The sequence below is a fragment of the Butyricimonas faecihominis genome (genome assembly GCF_033096445.1).
Classification (GTDB): Bacteria; Bacteroidota; Bacteroidia; order Bacteroidales; family Marinifilaceae; genus Butyricimonas; species Butyricimonas faecihominis.
In genome coordinates, this window is the sequence record NZ_AP028155.1 from 2,466,822 (window position 1) to 2,484,379 (window position 17,558).

Sequence of the window (17,558 nt, forward strand, 5' to 3'; positions counted from 1 at the left end):
TTTGTATTAGAAATTAACACTCAACCCGATCGTAAACTTACGTGGTAGCGGATAAGATCCCAATGCATCAATTCCGTCAAAAATACTCACGATCTCCGGATCCAATCCTGAATAATTGGATAGTAAAAATAGATTCTCAGCCGTCACGTAAATTCGAGCACTCGACAACCCGAATTTTTTCGATACATTCTCATTCAAATTATATCCTAAAGTCAACTGTTTCAATCGCAACAAATGTATATTTTCGATATCACTATCATAAAGCCCGACAAATTGGTCTCCATTATTCTTATAAGATTGCAAACGGGGATATTTCGGATTCTTTGTATTCTTATTCTCCCACGCATGAACCTTACGTAAGTCCACCCGGATAGAGTTTTCAGGAGTTTCCCACGGCTGCAAACTATAATCATCGTATACCCGCAATATATGTCTGCCTAACGAATAATTAAATGCCATGCTTAAATCAAAATCCTTCCATCGTAAATCACAAAAGATTCCCCCGTGCATTTGTGGCAGCGGGCTGGATGCAAAGTACTGGTCATCCTCCGTAATCTGCCCGTCACCGTTTAGATCCAGAATTCGACGAGTCCCCGGATAAAAGATTCCTTCATTTATTCCCATGTCATACAAAGGTTGTTTCACCCCACTCGCCAAGTAAATATAAGGAACTTCATCCATAGTATTATAAAAACCGTCAGTCTTGTAGGCCCGCATTTGATATAACGGCTTCCCGATAACCTGTTCTTTATAATCCATACCCGTGTAACTCTTCTCGAAACGACTCCAGTTACGGGATGCTGTCAACTTCATCCGCCATTTCACGGCAGTCTCGCGCAAAATATTAGCCTGCAACTCCAGCTCGATCCCCTCGTTAGAAGTTTCCAGTACATTCTGCCATTGCATATCGAACAAATAAGTATCACCCGGCAAATCAACCTGATTCAACTGATCCTTCGTGTAACGATAGTAGTAATCGAGAACCATTTTAAAACGATAGTCCATCAAGTCCAAATCCAACCCTAAATTATACTGGTCGGTTGATTCCCAAGACAACTTCCGGTTAATCAGCCCGCCTTTCTTATTTGCGGTCATACCGTATTGCCCGAGAAAAGTATACGCGTAAGCCGAAAACAGCCCTTGCGCCAAATAAGGTTGGGAAAATTTTTGCCCGGAGGTTCCCCAACTACCGCGAAGTTTACCGAAACTCAACCAATAAAAACGTTTCATAAAAGGTTCTTCTGAAAATGCCCACCCCGCAGACACGGACGGGAATGTTGCCCAACGCACCTTTTCTCCAAAGACAGAGGATCCGTCCCGCCGAATCGTACCTTCCAAAATATATTTCTCCTTATAATTATAAGACAACCGACCGAAATAACTACACATGGTCTCCTCAGTCAAAGAAGAGCCATAAGTATACGCCCCCTTAGCATACCCTCCGGAATACACGATATTAGAAGCACCTCCCCAACCTTTTCCCACGTAATGCACATAATCATTCGGCCCTTTCAACCCGGATCCGCTATTATTGAACTTTTGGTCTTTTTCGAAAGAAAGCCCAAGCAAGACACCGAATTGGTGATCATGTTTTATCTTGAATTTATAATTCAACAAATTCTCATTCAGCATCATAATGCTTCGTGAAATATCACCTTCCGATTTTGAAAAGTGATTCTGCCGATCTAACGTACTGGGAGTAAATTTATTCAAATTCTGTTGATTAAAATCAAGAGAACCGGAAACAGACAAATGCAAATCACGAATAAATTCATAATCCAGTTTTAGATTCAAACGTGCCGTGTAACTGTTATTCTTCTCAATCTTGGAATTCAAATCTTCCATCATGTACTCCTTCACGTAACTATCCCCCGGCAATAGCGAAGAAGTCCGGTTCGGATCAACCGATATTCCTTGTATCTTGGAACTCAGTCCTCTTTCTGCCTCCCCTCTACTACGGTCGCTATACGTGAAAGTACTCATAAAATCCATCTTCAAATGTCTCATCGGCTTAGATGAAATATTAGCGGATAACGTGGCCCGTTGAAAATCAGAGCTGATGATAATCCCTTCCTCTTTAAAATAACCAACTCCCACGATATATTGCATAGCCTCGTTTCCCCCGGACATCTGTAAATTTGCATTTATCACCTTAGCCGTACGGTACATATACCGCCACCAATCCGTGGAATTATTAAAGAATGGATTCAAACTATCTTGCAAATAAGGAACCTCCGGAGCAATCTTATCTCTACCACCCCAAAAATAATTATAGACCGGTCCCATATCTTTCCCCACCAGATTGTACACCTCCTCGTAAGAAGTCGGTACTTTCCATTCTTTGGTTTTCACATCATAATAAGGCTCAACCGTACGTTTCAAAGCGTTAAGCGCATACATACGTTCCCCGTGTCCCCCGGTAACTTCAGGAGTCTTGGGCAGCCACGAAGCTGAATAAGAAAATTTTGCCGAAAGTTGGCTTTTACCGACACGTCCTTTTTTGGTCGTGATCAGTATGACCCCGTTCCCTGCACGAGAACCATAAAGTGCCGCCGCTGCCGCATCTTTCAACACTTCTATCGACTCGATCATTGCCGGGTCAAGATCGGCAATCGTGTTAGCCCCGGTAACCGATGACGTAAAGGATTGAATAGGCACTCCGTCAACCACGTACAAAGGAGTTCCGTATTCCCGATCCTCACCCTCTCCCTTTGCCCCGATACTCGTGTATCCCCGAATAGCCACGATAGACCCGCCACCACCGGGAGCGCCGGAGAGATTATTCACCTCCACTCCTGCCATCCGTCCCTGCAACAAACTCTCCAGACTATGCGTCGGCAATTCCTGAATCTCGCTCCCCTTGATCGAGGAAACGGCACTTGTCATCAATCTCCGTTTCTGGGAACCGTAGGCAACCACCGTCACCTCGTCCAGATCCGACACATCTTCCTCCAGAACCACCCGAATCGTATCCCTCGTCGCGGCACTGAAATTCACTTTCTTGGTCTTGTAGCCCACAAAAGAGAACACAAGCGTTCCCTTTTCCATCGGCAACGACAAGCGGAACATCCCGTTCACGTCCGAGGCCGTCCCTACCGTCGCACTATCCAGTCGCACGGTCACCCCCGGCATCGGTATTTTCTTACCATCCGTGACTTTTCCCAAGATAATTTTCCCTTTCTGCGGTTCGGCCGGGAGTGCAGAAAGGATGATAAATTCATCCATCAACTCGTAAGTCAACCCGGTTCCCTCCAATATTTCACGCAACACCACGTCCAAACGAGTATTCTTGAAATTCACATTCAAGCGGTAATCACTATTCAAACGGTGATTATTATACACCACCGTATAACCGGTCTGTTTATGAATCTCGGAAAAAATTTCCTTGAAACTCAACTGGCTCCCCGTGACGGTCATCGTCTTCTGGGCTAACGTGCCGGCCGTTACATTCGTGATAAACACGACCATCAAAAAAACGCCTAACTTCATAACCTGACAAATTTTTGACAACTTGTTGTGTCCAACAAGCCTGTTTCTTCGTTTTTTATTCATACTTTTGTTTCGAGTTAGTTAATATTTACGGTATTACTAAACCTCCCGGAGCGTGGTCGCAACACGTTTCGGGATTTTATTTTTCATATATTTTAATCTGATCTCCGAAATCGACAAACGAAATATCCCTCGTCTTCTCGATCATTTTCAACACGTATTCCAGATCCCGGTATCTCGTCACGGCCCCGGTAAAACGCATCTGTTTCACCTTCTCGCTGGCAAAAGTGAATTTCACTTGATACCAGCGTTCCAACTTCACGACCAACTCTTCCATCGACATATTCTCGAAATAAAAATACCCGGTACGCCAAGCGCTCACCCGACTGACATCCTCTTTCGTGAGAACGATCGAAGTACTCGCCTTGTCCATACGGACCACCTCACCCGGCACCAACGCACGAGTCTGTCGATTCCGTGTATCCTCGAATTTCACTTTCCCCTTTAACAATGCCACTTCAACCTTCGCCTCATCCGTGTAATTCATCACGTTAAACGACGTCCCCAACACCTTGACATTTACCTCCGCCGTTTTCACCACAAAAGGCTTTAACGAATCGGAAGTCACTTCAAAAAAAGCCTCCCCTTCCAAATAAACGGCTCGTTGATTCCCGACAAAATGAAGAGGGAACTTCAACTTCGAATCGGAATTCAACCACACGTTCGTTCCGTCTGCCAGCGTCAGATTATACTCCCCTCCCCGGGGAACAATCACCGTGTGATATTCCTCTGTCATCACGTCCTTCCCGCTCTCCGGTTGAGGGAACAGATTTTTCACTGAATCACTCTTCAAGACAATCCCTTCCGCCAATGGCACGGTTCGATCATTCTCTCTACCCAGCATGACCTCGTTCCCTGATGGAAATTGCAAAATAGCCTCTCTCTCCCCGTGCTTACTCTCCAACAAACTGATTTTAGGCAATGTCTCCGGCACCGGTTCTTTCCGGTTCGTGTAGTACACGTGGAAAATACCCACCAACAGTAAGACCGCCGCCGCGGACGAGATCACGCCCCACACGAATCGTCTCCGCCGTTTCAACCTTTCTTCCCGCCATTTTTCCTGTATCCGGGTCTTCATCCCCCCTGCCCGTTCCTCACGTGAACTTAACCGCAACCGTTGACACATCTTCAGGGTTTGTTTAAAGCATTGCTCTTGCCCCGGAGTCTCCTTCACCCATCTCTCCAAATCCATCTTCTCTCGCTCGGAAATATCTCCCAAGTAAAAATCAATAATCCGTTCTATTACATCATCCGAAATTCGGTTCATATCATTTCATTTTGCCTCTAAGACGGGAAAAGCAAAAAACGGGTGAATCAACAAACACATTATTTTTCAAAAATCAACAATTATCCACTTTACAAGCTACATACGATTGTTTTATTCAATAAAATATTTTAGATTTGCACGATAAATAAATTCATGAAAAATCAAAACGATCTCGACCACGATTTGCAGCACATCTTCGATAAATACGCGAAGAACTTGTGTCTTTACGCCCTCAATTACTTGGAGACAGAGGCCGATGCGGAAGACATCGTGCAGGATGTCTTCATTCGTTGTTGGGAAAAAAGAGATATTCTGTTATCAGACGAAAAGGTGATAAAAACCTATCTTTTCAATTCTGTCAGAAACGCTTGCTTGGACAAAATAGAGAAAAAAGATGTCATGCGTTACCACATCGACATTATAAAGCAAGAAATTATTGACGAGGAAACCATCACGTTTGACGAAAAACTCCTTCTGGAAATCAGAGAAGAACTGGCACAAATGCCCGATCAAACCCAAAAAGTCATTACCCGTGTATTCATGCAGGATATGAAATACCAAGAAGTCGCCGACGATCTCCACATCTCGATCAACACCGTCAAAACCTTGTTACGCAACGGGATCAAACACCTGCGTTCCCACTTCTCTCAACACCTAGAACTCTTAATTTTCTATCTCCAAAAAGCGACACGATAAACAGGCTTTCAGTCCTTTACCGTTTTATTTATTAAACATTTGATCATTTTCTTCACATTTATTACCTTCGTAAAAATTTAATCTAATCCTTAGCATGAAAAATACATTCATTACTACGCTCTTATTATTAACCGTCGTATTTTGCTCTGCCCAAGAGAAATACGTTCCTTCACAAGAAAACCTTATCAACCGGGAATGGTTCCGGGATGCCAAGTTCGGTATGTTCATCCACTGGGGAATATACAGCATGCTGGCTGACGGCGAATGGGTGTTAACTAATAAAAGCCTGAACGAGGCGGAGTACCAAAAACTGGCTGACGGGTTCTACCCTTCCAAATTCAATGCCGACGAGTGGGTTCGTATCGCCAAGGACGCCGGCATGAAATACATCTGTTTCACCTCCCGCCATCACGATGGATTCTCGATGTTCGACACGAAACAATCAGATTACAATATTGTCAAGGCTACCCCTTTCAAACGGGATGTTATCAAGGAATTGGCCGAGGCCTGCCAGAAACACGGGCTTAAATTATTCTTCTACTATTCCCATATTGACTGGCACCGTCCGGATTATTACCCGTGGGGACGCACGGGACGGAACACGGGTCGTACCCCTTCCGGCACGTGGGAAGATTACTTGAAATTCATGGATGCCCAGTTAACCGAATTACTTACCAATTACGGCCCGATCGGTGGTATCTGGTTCGACGGTTGGTGGGATAAACCCGACGCGGACTGGCAACTGGAAAGACAATACACCTTGATCCACCGCCTTCAACCGGGATGCCTGATCGGGAATAACCATCACAAAGCCCCTTTCGACGGGGAAGATTTCCAAATGTTCGAACGGGATCTACCGGGACAAAACAAAGCCGGGTACTCTGCCGATGCAGAAATCAGCGCCCTACCGTTGGAAAGCTGCGAGACCATGAACAACACGTGGGGCTACAACATCAACGACCGGAATTTTAAATCCACGAAACAACTCATCCACACGTTGGTGGGTGCCGCCGGGAACAATGCAAACTTATTATTAAACGTGGGTCCCCGTCCGGGTGGAGATTTCCCCGAAGGATCAGTTACGCACTTGAAAGAAATCGGAGAATGGATGCGCACCTACGGTGAAACTATCCAAGGAACCCGTGCCGGAACCATCCCTCACCAAGACTGGGGAGTCACAACCCAAAAAGGAAATAAACTCTACGTTCACATTCTAAATTTGAATAAAGACCAGCTTTTACTCCCGATCACCAATAAAAAAGTGAAGACCATCGTGCATTTCAAGGACAAAACTCCGGTGAAATACACCAAAACAAAAGAAGGAATCTTGCTACAACTGGGAAGAGTCCCCACGGACATAGATCATGTTGTTGAAATCACTTACCGATAATAGCGGTCAAAAAACCTGTTCATCGGAAAGAATATAACATGGGATTACCCCAAAACTCCCCTTGATTCATGATTGGGCTATCCTTTCGCTATATCATAAACATAGCATCAACATAACAATAACACAGCATAAACACATTCTTATATTTATGCCGTGTTATTGTTATGCCAAAAGAGTACCTTTGATGGAACGCAAAGATAGCCCAAGGAATAAGAACGATGAAACCAAGAGGCGATCAATCTATTCTAAATCTAGTCCTTTGCCGAATATCTTGTGATGAAGCCCCGATCATCACCGTGAACCATCCCGGCTCAACCCGCCAGTTCAGCGAGGCATCAAGCACTCGTAAATGTTCTCCTGTAAGGACAAATTCAACCCTTCGGGATTCTCCCGAAGTCAAATGAACCCGTTGAAAAGCCTTGAGCTGCATGAAAGGAGTAACCACCGATGCCTGTTCGTCCCGCAAATACAATTGAACCACCTCATCTCCAGCACGTCCTCCCACATTCTTCACATCTACCGAAACCCGAACCGAATCCCCCTCGACACGCACATCAATCCCCTCGTAAACAAAAGTCGTGTAACTCAACCCGTACCCGAAAGGATATAATGGGGCAGCAGTTCCCTCCACATAATCATGTCGTCCGGCAGATTTATGATTATAATACACGGGTAATTGCCCCACGTGACGAGGATAAGACAAGGGGAGCCGTCCGGCAGGGTTATAATCCCCGAACAACACGTCCGCAATGGCCCGACCACCCTCACCGCCCGGATACCAAGCCGTTAAAATCGCCGGGATATGTTCCGCGGCCCAGTTCAACTCCAAGGGACGCCCCTGAATCATGACCAGCACGACGGGCTTACCCGTGGCATATAACGTTTTCAATAATTCCACTTGTTTGCCCATCAGCGACAAACCAATCCGGTCAAACCCCTCTCCTGACTCCATGTCACTCTCCTTGCGTTCATTCGCAACGGCAGCCCCTGTCTCCAAGAAATCCGTTTCAAAATCCCGTGCGCTAGACCCCCCCAAAACCACCACAACAACATCGGAATTTTTTGCAGTCTCACAAGCCTCCCCGATCGACGTGTCCAACGTGTCCCGCACGGCACACCCTTTCACGTAACAGACTTCCGCACCGGGCAACTTTTGCCGGATACCTTCGAGTACAGTAATTACCGAACCGGGTGCCTGTGGTGCCGTATAGTCTCCCAACTGATTATAAACATTATCTGCATTCGGCCCGATAACCGCTACCCGTTTCACCTCCTTCGACAAGGGTAACAATTGATTTTCATTTTTCAGCAACACAACAGACTGGCGAGCCACTTCCCTCGCCACCTCCCGATGCCCGGGCGTGCCGATCAGCTTTTCTGCCTTCTTCACCTTCACGTATGGATTATCAAACAATCCCATTTTAAACTTTAACCGTAAAATACGACTCACGGCCCGGTCAATGTCAGCCTCGGCCAATCGCCCCTCCCGGCAAGCTTTCACCAAATCGGTACTAAAACAATTTCCACCCAAATCGGAATCCACTCCCGAACGTAAAGCTAATATCCCGGCCTCTTCCCGGCTGGCTGCCACTCGCTGCGATATCAACCCGTCTATCGAGTAGAGATCCGAAACCACGAATCCCGCAAATCCCCACTGATCCCGTAAAAGCTGATTCGTCAGGAATGGATTCGCCGTACAAGGAATCCCATCCACCTCGTTATAGGCCGTCATCAATGATAACGCCCCCGCTTTCACTGCCATCTCGAAAGGATAGGACAACTCTGTCAACAATTCCCGCACTCCCACATGAGCCATCCCGGCATTATGCCCGCCTTCAGGCACCCCGTAAGCCGTGAAGTGTTTCAACGTGGCTATAACATTTTCGCCACTCCCCACGTTTCCTCCCTGTAACCCCCGGACATAAGCACTTCCCATACTCCCACTCAAGAAAGGATCTTCCCCGTATCCCTCTTCCACCCGAGACCAACGCAATTCCCGGGCAACATCCAGCACAGGCCCGTAACCGATATGTCCCCCTTGTAAACGGGCCTCCAATGCCACGATTTCGGCCACTCGCTCCTCCAGTTCCGTGTTCCACGTACTTGCCCTCCCGATAGCCGTGGGAAACACCGTCGTCCCGATAGCCATATGCCCGTGCGGACACTCTTCCGCCAAAAACAAGGGAATTCCCAAACGAGTGCTATCCCGTGCGTAACGCTGCATGGCATTCGTCATCTCTGCCGCCTCCCGCGGGGACAAGCCCGTCCTTAAAGTCTTTCGGGTCCACGGGTCAGCCCTCAGCGTTGCCCAAAAACACCCGATATAACGATTTTTCAGATCCGACCGAAACAAGTCCGTCAACCGAACCTGACCATTTTCATCCTTCTCGTAATAATTCCAGCCTAAGGTATGAACCAACTGTCCCACTTTTTCTTCCAGCGTCATTTGCCGGAGTAAGTCCTGCAAACGCACCTCCACGCTCTCTGCCGGATTCTCGTAAGGATCCAGCTTGCCATTCTTGTTCAGGTCCCGAAATCCCTTCCCACTCTTCTTGTAAACCCCATCCCCACAAACGGAAATCACCGGGAGAAAAAACACGAGAAATAACCAAATCTTTTGTTTCCGCATAGCAACACATTATTCGATTAAACACAACAACACAAATTTTAAACCCAAATATAGACAAAAGTATCTTTTCCCCTTCTTTTTTTTCGTAACTTAGCACCCGTATAACTAAAATACATAGATTATGTTTTCACAAGATGAATTTAAAAAATATGCCACCAAGCATAAAGGGATTAGCAGCTTGAACCTTCACCGGTTCGAATCTGCCGTCTCCAGCTATATAAACCCGACCATTATCGAGGAACGCCAGCTAAACGTGGCAAGCATGGACGTGTTTTCCCGGTTAATGATGGACCGGATCATTTTCCTCGGAGTACCTATCGATGACGATGTAGCCAACATTATCATGGCGCAATTACTCTTCTTGGAATCGGCAGACCCGACCAAGGACATCCAGATTTATTTCAACACGCCGGGCGGTTCCGTTTATGCCGGATTAGGTATTTACGACACGATGCAATATATACAATGCGACGTGGCAACCATCTGTACCGGAATGGCCGCATCCATGGGTGCCGTGCTGATGACAGCCGGGACAAAAGGTAAACGTTCCGCGTTGCAGCACTCACGCATCATGATTCATCAACCGATGGGCGGGGCTCAAGGGCAAGCCTCCGATATTGAAATCACGGCTCGCGAGATTATGAAATTAAAAAAAGAACTTTACCAGATCATCGCTGATCATTCCGGGAACCCGATCAAGAAAGTAGAGAAAGACTCTGATCGCGACTACTGGATGACCGCGGCCGAAGCCAAAGAATACGGGATGATTGACACAGTATTAATTCGGGAACACAAGTAATGCAAGACAAATGTTCATTTTGCGGAAGATCACGCAGTGAGGTTGATCTTCTGATTTCCGGGGTAGACGGTTTTATCTGTGATATGTGCGCACAACAGGCGTATGACATTGTACAGGAAGAACAAAGAGGCCATTCTACCCCCCTTGATATGGATCATATCGAAGTCAAAAAACCGATAGAGATCAAACAATTCATGGATCAATATGTAATCGGACAAGACGAGGCGAAAAAGCACCTCGCCGTGGCCGTTTACAACCATTATAAACGATTGACACAGAAACATTCTAATGACGACGTGGAGATCGAGAAGTCAAATATCATCATGGTAGGACGTACGGGAACCGGGAAAACCCTGTTGGCCCGCACTATCGCCAAGATGCTCCACGTCCCTTTCACCATCGTCGATGCCACCGTGTTGACGGAAGCCGGCTACGTGGGCGAGGACATCGAATCCATCTTGACCCGCTTGCTACAAGCTGCCGACTACGACGTGGATGCCGCTGAAAAAGGGATCGTCTTCATCGACGAGATCGACAAGATTGCCCGTAAAGGAGACAACCCGTCCATCACGCGTGACGTGAGCGGTGAAGGAGTGCAACAAGGATTATTGAAACTACTGGAAGGTTCTATCGTGAACGTTCCTCCACAGGGCGGACGTAAACATCCCGACCAGAAGATGATCCCCGTGAACACGAAAAACATCCTGTTCATTTGCGGAGGAGCCTTCGATGGAATTGAAAAGAAAATCGCCCAACGCATGAACACGCAGGTAGTCGGGTTCACGGCAAGCAAAGAAACGGCCGTTCTTGACCGGGACAATATGTTACAATATATCGCACCGCAAGACTTGAAATCTTTCGGGTTGATTCCCGAAATCATCGGTCGTCTCCCGGTACTAACCTATCTGGAGCCGCTGGACCGTCAAGCCCTGCGGAACATCCTGACGGAACCCAAGAATGCTATTATCCGCCAGTACGTGAAACTATTCGAGTTGGATAATATCACGCTGAACTTTAATGAAGAGGTTTTCGAATATATCGTGGACAAGGCTGTTGAATTCAAACTGGGAGCCCGCGGACTACGTTCCATTTGCGAGGCCATCATGACAGACCTGATGTTCGAGATTCCTTCACAAAATTGCGAATCGATCACGATCACCAAAGAATACGCCGAATCCAAGATGGACCGGCTGACTGCACAAAAGCTAAGAGCTTAAAAAAGGGGGAGGGTGTCAAAAGTCATTTTATCACCCCCCTCATTTTCTTTATTTACTAAAGAGAACCCCAAGAGAACCTACCAAAATTTAATAGAAATACTTTCACTTATTCGAAACTCTCTCGAAGATTCCTCAGAGATCCGACATTACATAATATTTAAGCCACGACTAATCTTCGAGTAATCTCTGAAAAAGCGAGATTATCTGGGTTAATTTACTTCTTTATTTGGGTTGGATTTGTGTAAATATAATGTCGTCAAATCGGATTCGTAATATCCCGGATCACCACCGAGGCACAGAAACACCCAAACAAAGGTGGCATATAAGAAATTGTCCCAACATTCGACTTTTTATTCTCACTCTCGCTTAAAACAACAGCTTCCGGGTCAACTTCTTCGGGGGAAAACACGACTTTTACTCCTTTATAGACACCCAGTTTATGCAGCCTTTTCCGTAACATCCGGGCTAGATTACAATTATAGGATTTGGAAATATCGGCTATCCGGATTTGTTCGGGGTCCATCTTGCCCCCGGCTCCCATGGAACTCACGACCCGATACCCCTTTTGCAAACTATGGTATATTAAAAATATCTTGGGCGCCAATGTATCAATAGCATCCACCACGTAATCATACTTCGCCATTTCCAGAATATCAATCATGCGGTCATCCTTGATAAAATCATTGATCACGTGCAATTGAATATCCGGATTTATATCCCGAAACCGGATCGCCATGATCTCGGCTTTCGCCTTACCGATATTACTATCCAACGCCGGAAGTTGACGATTTTTATTCGTCACGTCCACACAATCCCCGTCAATAATCGTCATCTCTCCGATTCCGGCCCGACATAATTGTTCGGCAGCATACGCCCCGACACCTCCCAATCCTGCCACCAACACGTGAGCTTTCTTCAACAAACCCAACCGTTCTTCACCCAGAAGCAACTCCGTTCTACTCAGCCAATCCATACTATTTTCTAAAAACTTGATTACAATTATTCCTCGTTATTTCTTTCAACGCCTCTACATCTACCCCTAGAATGGCAGATGCCGCCTCGTAAATAACCGAAATCTCTACCTCTTTATCATCATTCTCTAAAAACAACCTTCCCACCGGGATCATCCGCAATAACTGAAAAGCATTCGAACGTGAATTCAGCAAAGCCGCTCCCACGGAAATATAAAATCCGTGATCCAACAACTGCCGCAATATCTGTTCATTATTGTTATACCCGTGAATAATCCAAGATACGGAAGAACCTGTTCGTTTCTTCACGGCAATCAATTCCGAATACGCCTTCACACAATGGATAATCAACGGCTTACGCAACTCTTCCGCCAAACCGACTTGAACGTCCAGTATCTCTTCCTGCGTCTTCATACAAATAGGAGAGCGACGGTCCAAACCGCACTCTCCTATCGCTATTACTTTTTCCATCCGTACCGTATCCTCTATCCCCGTAAAAACATTCTCTCCCAGCCCGGCTAATTTCATGGGATGAACCCCCACGGAATAAAACACCTCCTGCCCCTCCACCGATTTCCGTTTTTCTTCTCCTTCTACCCACGCCTTTCCTTCACCAACATCCAGAATGTTAATTCCTTCACCAACATGATGCGTGTGTATATTTACGTACGAATTCAATTCTTTCTATTATTTCTTATTGCACATGATATTCAAGATCGTCTTATCCGTCTCCTCCATACCCTTCGTTCCGATCAAACCCACGTTCCGAATGGTACGTTCAATATCTTCCTCCACGATTCCATCATTATTCGTCTTGATTCCTCTCATGGACAACAAAGCGGCCTGTACGGCAGCCGATACCCCGGAATATACCTTCAAAGCACATCCCTGTTTTGCCCCGTCACACATCATACCCGTCAAATTAGAACACATCGTCTTGATCGTGTTCACCATGTTATCGTAAGTTCCTCCCATCAAATAGGTGATTGCGGATGCCGCACCAGTTCCGGCAATCAGAATACCACAAAGAGCTGAAAGGTGTCCCATGTAATGGTGAATATGCACGGCAATCAAGTTACTCAATGCCAAAGCACGAGCCAATTGTTCACGGGATGCCCCAAATTTCTCGGCAGCCACCACCACCGGCAGATATACCGTGATTCCTTGATTACCACTACCGGAGTTCGTCATCACCGGTTTCGGGCATCCATCCATACGGGCATCCGATGCTGCCGTAGCACGAATCAACGTGCGGTTTAGCAAGTCATCTTCCAACAACCCCTTATCTATATTTTCTTTTAATGTCTTACCAATCTGTAACCCATACTCCGAGTTCAATCCCTCGGCTGAGATTGCCTTGTTCATCTCGGCACCCTGCAACACGAACTCGATGTCCTTCACGTCCACTTCATGCACGAAATCCCAGATACGCTTCACGCTCAATTCCGGTCCTTTATCTTCCGGTTTTGACGTATCCAGACGGAATTCTCTTTTGAAAATCTCTTCCCCGTTCTTCTCCACCAAAACGATATTAGTATGCGTGTGAGCAATAATCACCTTCACCGTATCATTTCCTTTCGTGGCCAAAGCCTCGGCATACAATTTATCCGGCGCATCCTCTTTCAAAGAAACCGTCACCTGACCTAACATATCTTTCGCACGCTGCAAGTTATCCCCCACGTTCACCTCTTTCAACACTTCCAACCCGTACTCCGATTTTCCACAAACAGCGCCCAAAGCGGCAGCAATAGGCAACCCGACCATTCCTGTTCCCGGAATGCCAACACCCATACCATTCTTGTAAATATTACCACTAACCAGTACGTCCAAACGCTCGGGCACACCCCCCAATACTTCTTTACACTTTGCACACGCCAAAGCACAGGCTACCGGTTCGGTACACCCCAAGGCCGGAACGGCCTCTTTTCTCAATATTTCAATGATTTGTTGATCTGTTACTTGATTCATCTTATTATTCCTTTTTCATGTAGAACGCTAAATTTTTGCGACTACAAAAATAGTGTTATTTATCTATTTTTCTACCACAAAAAGACAAATTATACTATCTTTGTCGATTGAAGTCGAATTAGTTGAACGCACGATAGAGATTTACCCATGAAATTAACACTCGTCATATTATCACTTTTCATCACGTCCCTCGCTTGGGCGCAAACAGATTCTATTCCCCCGGTCAAAAAAGAGATTGACTTCGTGAAACAACTCTCGGAAACAGATTCTATTACCGGAGGTAAAGTGATCATTCATGCCGATCCGAAAATCGAACAACTATTAAAACTGAATATTTCCGTGAACCGGAAAGAACAGCTTTTTCAAGGGTATCGCATCCAAATCCTATCCCGTAGTTCATACGGTACGAACGTGGACACGCTGAAAAGCTATACCAAACGATTCGAAGAAGAGTTCCCGGACATTCCGGCATACCTGCAATACACTGATCCTGATTTTAAAATCCGGGTAGGTAATTTCCGCACCCGCATCGAGGCAATCCCTGCCTTGAAACGAATCCGTAAAAAGTACTCAGGTGCTTATCCGGTAAAAACGACTATTTACCTACAAGAATTGAATCCCGTAGTGGAGCAAGACACGGTTACGGCACCACCCGTGGGATTTTAGATTTTAGATTCCCACCGCACAAACCCTATGCAATTTCAGATGCTAGCCCGGATTCGCCTTCGGCGGGTTACAGGTTTCTTCAACTTTCATCTTTTAGTTTTTATCCTTTAGTTTTCCAACTACCCCCTCTAACTCCCCCTTACACAGGGGGAGGATACACTACATTGAAACATCGTGAAGCCTTCTTGCGTTCGTCTCTCCCCCTGTGCAAGGGGGGAGCCGGTGGGGGTAGTTCTTTCATTCTAAATTCTAAATTCTAAATTTTAAATTCTAAACTTTTTAATTTTTCCTCTTCCGCCGAGAAATTAATCATCGGGTAGGAATGGGAAATCATGGCAATTTCAGCCAACATTTTCTTTACCAAACGCTGATAATCCTCGGACTGCGGGTCGAAAGGACGATGCGCCACCCCTTTATTAATCCGTCCGATCTGGTTCATCAACCCCAACACATCGGGAGTAATGAAACTATACAGAAAACGTTCCCAAATGTAATCCACCGTAAGACCGGACATATGTAACATATCATCTGCATAAAAACGATAGTCCCGTAATTCATCCAACACGATCTCGTAAGCCGGAAAATAATACACGTGATCCAATTTCTCCCGCAACTGATCAATCGCCAACAACAACGTGGCCTTGCTCAACTGGTTCCCGTGAGCGCCATCCTTCCAATGGCGGATCGGGCTTACCGTGAACAATACTCGAAGTCCCGGATTAATCTCCCGTAAACGCTCAATCAACTCCACGTATTCCTTCACAATATCCTCCACGCTTAACCGACTACGCTCAAACTCCTGCGAAGGGATCTTGTGACAATTCGACACGATCATATTTTCCCCCATATGCTTGTACACCCACGCTGTCCCCCAAGTGATTACCAATAAATCTAAAGAACGAAGTTCTCTCGTGGCCCTCTCCAAACGCTCGTTTATCCGACGCAAACACTCTTCCGGATCAGTGGACGAGAATGCCCCGTGATGATACAAACTCACCCATTTCTCACCGACTTTCCTTAAATCATCCTTCCCGAACGGCTTTCCTTCCATAATCAGACGCAACACGTTTGCCACGGACAACGGGTTATAAATAATCCCGCAAGGATTCACATCCACGTCAAACTTGTAATACGAGAACTTACCACCCATATTTTCCGCAAAACACGATCCCAACATCATCAGCTTGGAATTATAATCTATCGAAAAATCCGGTGCCGCAATTGTAATCTTCGTCTGTAAATTCATATCTATACTTATTATAAATAATCTCTCTATCTTTACAAAGTTACATTTTTTACGCTCATTTCCTCCATCATTTTTATACTTTTGTCAAAAATTTCATGCATGGGAATCATCTCCATTTTATTGATCGCCGTAGGCCTCGCCATGGATAGCCTTGCCGTAAGTATCAGCGGTGGAATTGTCATGCGCCCTTTCTGCATGCGGCAGTCTTTACGTCTGGCCCTTACCATGGGAATTTTTCAAGGAGGGATGACCTTGCTCGGTTGGCTCATGGGAGTCAGCTTCAGCTCGTACATTACCGCCTTCGACCACTGGATTGCCTTTATCCTTCTTGGTTTTCTAGGTGGTAAGATGATCTACGAATCTTTTGGGGAAGAAGAAACCACCATCTCGTCCTTTTCCACCAAAACCTTGCTCACACTGGGAGTTGCCACCAGTATAGATGCCCTTGCCGTCGGAGTCAGTATGGCCTTCCTTAAAACAAGCATCTATTTCCCTGCCTTCATCATCGGTTTCGTGACATTCGCCCTCTCCCTGATCGGAGTTATCAGTGGTTACCGTTTCGGAAAAATCAAAGGCATCAACGTCGAATTATTCGGGGGAATCATCCTCATCGCTATCGGAGTCAAAATCCTCATCGAGCATCTGATGGAATAATTTTCAATTTTCAATTCTCCATTTTCAATTATATTCGTATCTTTGCATCCACATATCTATGGGGTAGACGTGGATTTGACAGCATGAAGAATAGGTATGTAAGCATGTCGGGCGTAGTGAAGCCGGCCCGTAAATCCCGGACGCAAAATTTTAATTGGCGAAAGAAATTACGCTCTTGCTGCCTAATCGAATCATAGTAGATTGAGGCTTAATCTCCGCTCAAGGTAGTGGAGACGAGACATCCCGCTGGCGGTCCCACCTTGTGCCAACCAGCATCCGGGGTGCAGGCAATACGAGGTTAGTCAACATCTTGTTTCGTGGTGCTGATGAAATAACAGAAACTAAGGTATAGTTTGGGTGCTTTTTTCCGGGCTATATTCGAAAACCAACAAAAAGCTAAGCATGTAGAAAGCATATGGATTCCGTGTTTGGACTGGGGTTCGATCCCCCACTACTCCACCATCAAACAGAAAGAGGCTAAAAAGCCTCTTTTCTGTTTATCTTCA

The 17,558-nt window shown here is 45.9% G+C and carries 13 protein-coding genes and 1 other RNA gene; 7 read left to right on the top strand and 7 right to left on the bottom strand.

Annotated elements, in window-relative coordinates:
* Positions 1–6 precede the first annotated feature (6 nt).
* Both R8806_RS10275 and R8806_RS10280 read right to left on the bottom strand, forming a co-directional pair.
* On the bottom strand, positions 7–3,489 hold the full coding sequence (locus R8806_RS10275) for a SusC/RagA family TonB-linked outer membrane protein (RefSeq protein WP_124315606.1): 3,483 nt from the start codon (positions 3,487–3,489) through the stop codon (positions 7–9).
* Between the two features lie 139 nt (positions 3,490–3,628).
* On the bottom strand, positions 3,629–4,816 hold the full coding sequence (locus R8806_RS10280; protein WP_124315605.1) for a FecR family protein: 1,188 nt from the start codon (positions 4,814–4,816) through the stop codon (positions 3,629–3,631).
* A 153-nt stretch (positions 4,817–4,969) separates the two neighbouring features.
* On the opposite strand from R8806_RS10280, the gene R8806_RS10285 reads away from it, so the two are divergent.
* Positions 4,970–5,512, top strand: a complete 543-nt coding sequence (locus R8806_RS10285; RefSeq protein WP_124315604.1) for an RNA polymerase sigma-70 factor — start codon at positions 4,970–4,972, stop codon at positions 5,510–5,512.
* Positions 5,513–5,606: 94 nt separating this feature from the next.
* Positions 5,607–6,902 (top strand): alpha-L-fucosidase, encoded by a 1,296-nt coding sequence (locus R8806_RS10290; protein ID WP_124315603.1) that lies wholly within the window; start codon positions 5,607–5,609, stop codon positions 6,900–6,902.
* Positions 6,903–7,137: 235 nt separating this feature from the next.
* On the opposite strand, the gene R8806_RS10295 is transcribed toward R8806_RS10290, so the two are convergent.
* A complete protein-coding gene (locus R8806_RS10295) occupies positions 7,138–9,531 on the bottom strand; it encodes a glycoside hydrolase family 3 C-terminal domain-containing protein (protein ID WP_124315602.1) in 2,394 nt (797 codons plus the stop codon).
* Positions 9,532–9,652: 121 nt separating this feature from the next.
* Here R8806_RS10295 and clpP point away from each other — a divergent pair, with 121 nt between their 5' ends.
* Both clpP and clpX read left to right on the top strand, forming a co-directional pair.
* Entirely contained in the window at positions 9,653–10,330 is a 678-nt protein-coding gene (gene clpP, locus R8806_RS10300) for an ATP-dependent Clp endopeptidase proteolytic subunit ClpP (protein WP_124315601.1), read from the top strand.
* Positions 10,330–11,547: an ATP-dependent Clp protease ATP-binding subunit ClpX gene (gene clpX / locus R8806_RS10305; RefSeq protein WP_118305787.1), complete on the top strand. Its 1,218-nt coding sequence runs from the start codon at positions 10,330–10,332 to the stop codon at positions 11,545–11,547. Before clpP ends, clpX begins: the two co-directional genes overlap by 1 nt.
* 256 nt (positions 11,548–11,803) lie before the next feature.
* Here the strand turns inward: clpX and R8806_RS10310 are convergent, their stop codons facing one another.
* Genes R8806_RS10310 through R8806_RS10320 form a run of 3 tightly spaced genes read right to left on the bottom strand, consistent with a single transcriptional unit; the run spans position 11,804 to position 14,486 of the window.
* The gene (locus R8806_RS10310; RefSeq protein WP_124315600.1) at positions 11,804–12,520 is read right to left on the bottom strand and encodes a tRNA threonylcarbamoyladenosine dehydratase; all 717 of its coding nucleotides are present in this window, start codon (positions 12,518–12,520) and stop codon (positions 11,804–11,806) included.
* Between the two features lies 1 nt (position 12,521).
* On the bottom strand, positions 12,522–13,196 hold the full coding sequence (locus R8806_RS10315) for a TatD family hydrolase (protein WP_124315599.1): 675 nt from the start codon (positions 13,194–13,196) through the stop codon (positions 12,522–12,524).
* A gap of 9 nt (positions 13,197–13,205) precedes the next feature.
* Positions 13,206–14,486: an L-cysteine desulfidase family protein gene (locus tag R8806_RS10320; RefSeq protein WP_087420873.1), complete on the bottom strand. Its 1,281-nt coding sequence runs from the start codon at positions 14,484–14,486 to the stop codon at positions 13,206–13,208.
* Between the two features lie 147 nt (positions 14,487–14,633).
* Here R8806_RS10320 and R8806_RS10325 point away from each other — a divergent pair, with 147 nt between their 5' ends.
* Complete coding sequence (locus R8806_RS10325) at positions 14,634–15,152, top strand: SPOR domain-containing protein (protein WP_124315598.1); 519 nt, start codon at positions 14,634–14,636, stop codon at positions 15,150–15,152.
* 256 nt (positions 15,153–15,408) lie between these two features.
* Here R8806_RS10325 and R8806_RS10330 read toward each other — a convergent pair whose 3' ends face one another.
* A complete protein-coding gene (locus tag R8806_RS10330) occupies positions 15,409–16,398 on the bottom strand; it encodes a GSCFA domain-containing protein (protein ID WP_124315597.1) in 990 nt (329 codons plus the stop codon).
* 99 nt (positions 16,399–16,497) lie between these two features.
* On the opposite strand from R8806_RS10330, the gene R8806_RS10335 reads away from it, so the two are divergent.
* Positions 16,498–17,052 carry a manganese efflux pump MntP gene (locus R8806_RS10335; RefSeq protein ID WP_087420870.1) on the top strand — a complete coding sequence of 185 codons (555 nt, stop codon included), beginning with the start codon at positions 16,498–16,500 and terminating at the stop codon, positions 17,050–17,052.
* 60 nt (positions 17,053–17,112) lie between these two features.
* Positions 17,113–17,514, top strand: a transfer-messenger RNA (tmRNA) gene (gene ssrA, locus R8806_RS10340).
* Positions 17,515–17,558: the final 44 nt, after the last annotated feature.

Coding starts and splice junctions, on each gene's coding strand:
- R8806_RS10275 (WP_124315606.1), bottom strand. CDS start 3,489: ATGAAGTTAGGCGTTTTTTTGATGGTCGTGTTTATCACGAATGTAACG.
- R8806_RS10285 (WP_124315604.1), top strand. CDS start 4,970: ATGAAAAATCAAAACGATCTCGACCACGATTTGCAGCACATCTTCGAT.
- R8806_RS10295 (WP_124315602.1), bottom strand. CDS start 9,531: ATGCGGAAACAAAAGATTTGGTTATTTCTCGTGTTTTTTCTCCCGGTG.
- R8806_RS10335 (WP_087420870.1), top strand. CDS start 16,498: ATGGGAATCATCTCCATTTTATTGATCGCCGTAGGCCTCGCCATGGAT.
- clpX (WP_118305787.1), top strand. CDS start 10,330: ATGCAAGACAAATGTTCATTTTGCGGAAGATCACGCAGTGAGGTTGAT.
- R8806_RS10310 (WP_124315600.1), bottom strand. CDS start 12,520: ATGGATTGGCTGAGTAGAACGGAGTTGCTTCTGGGTGAAGAACGGTTG.
- clpP (WP_124315601.1), top strand. CDS start 9,653: ATGTTTTCACAAGATGAATTTAAAAAATATGCCACCAAGCATAAAGGG.
- R8806_RS10325 (WP_124315598.1), top strand. CDS start 14,634: ATGAAATTAACACTCGTCATATTATCACTTTTCATCACGTCCCTCGCT.
- R8806_RS10280 (WP_124315605.1), bottom strand. CDS start 4,816: ATGAACCGAATTTCGGATGATGTAATAGAACGGATTATTGATTTTTAC.
- R8806_RS10330 (WP_124315597.1), bottom strand. CDS start 16,398: ATGAATTTACAGACGAAGATTACAATTGCGGCACCGGATTTTTCGATA.
- R8806_RS10290 (WP_124315603.1), top strand. CDS start 5,607: ATGAAAAATACATTCATTACTACGCTCTTATTATTAACCGTCGTATTT.
- R8806_RS10320 (WP_087420873.1), bottom strand. CDS start 14,486: ATGAATCAAGTAACAGATCAACAAATCATTGAAATATTGAGAAAAGAG.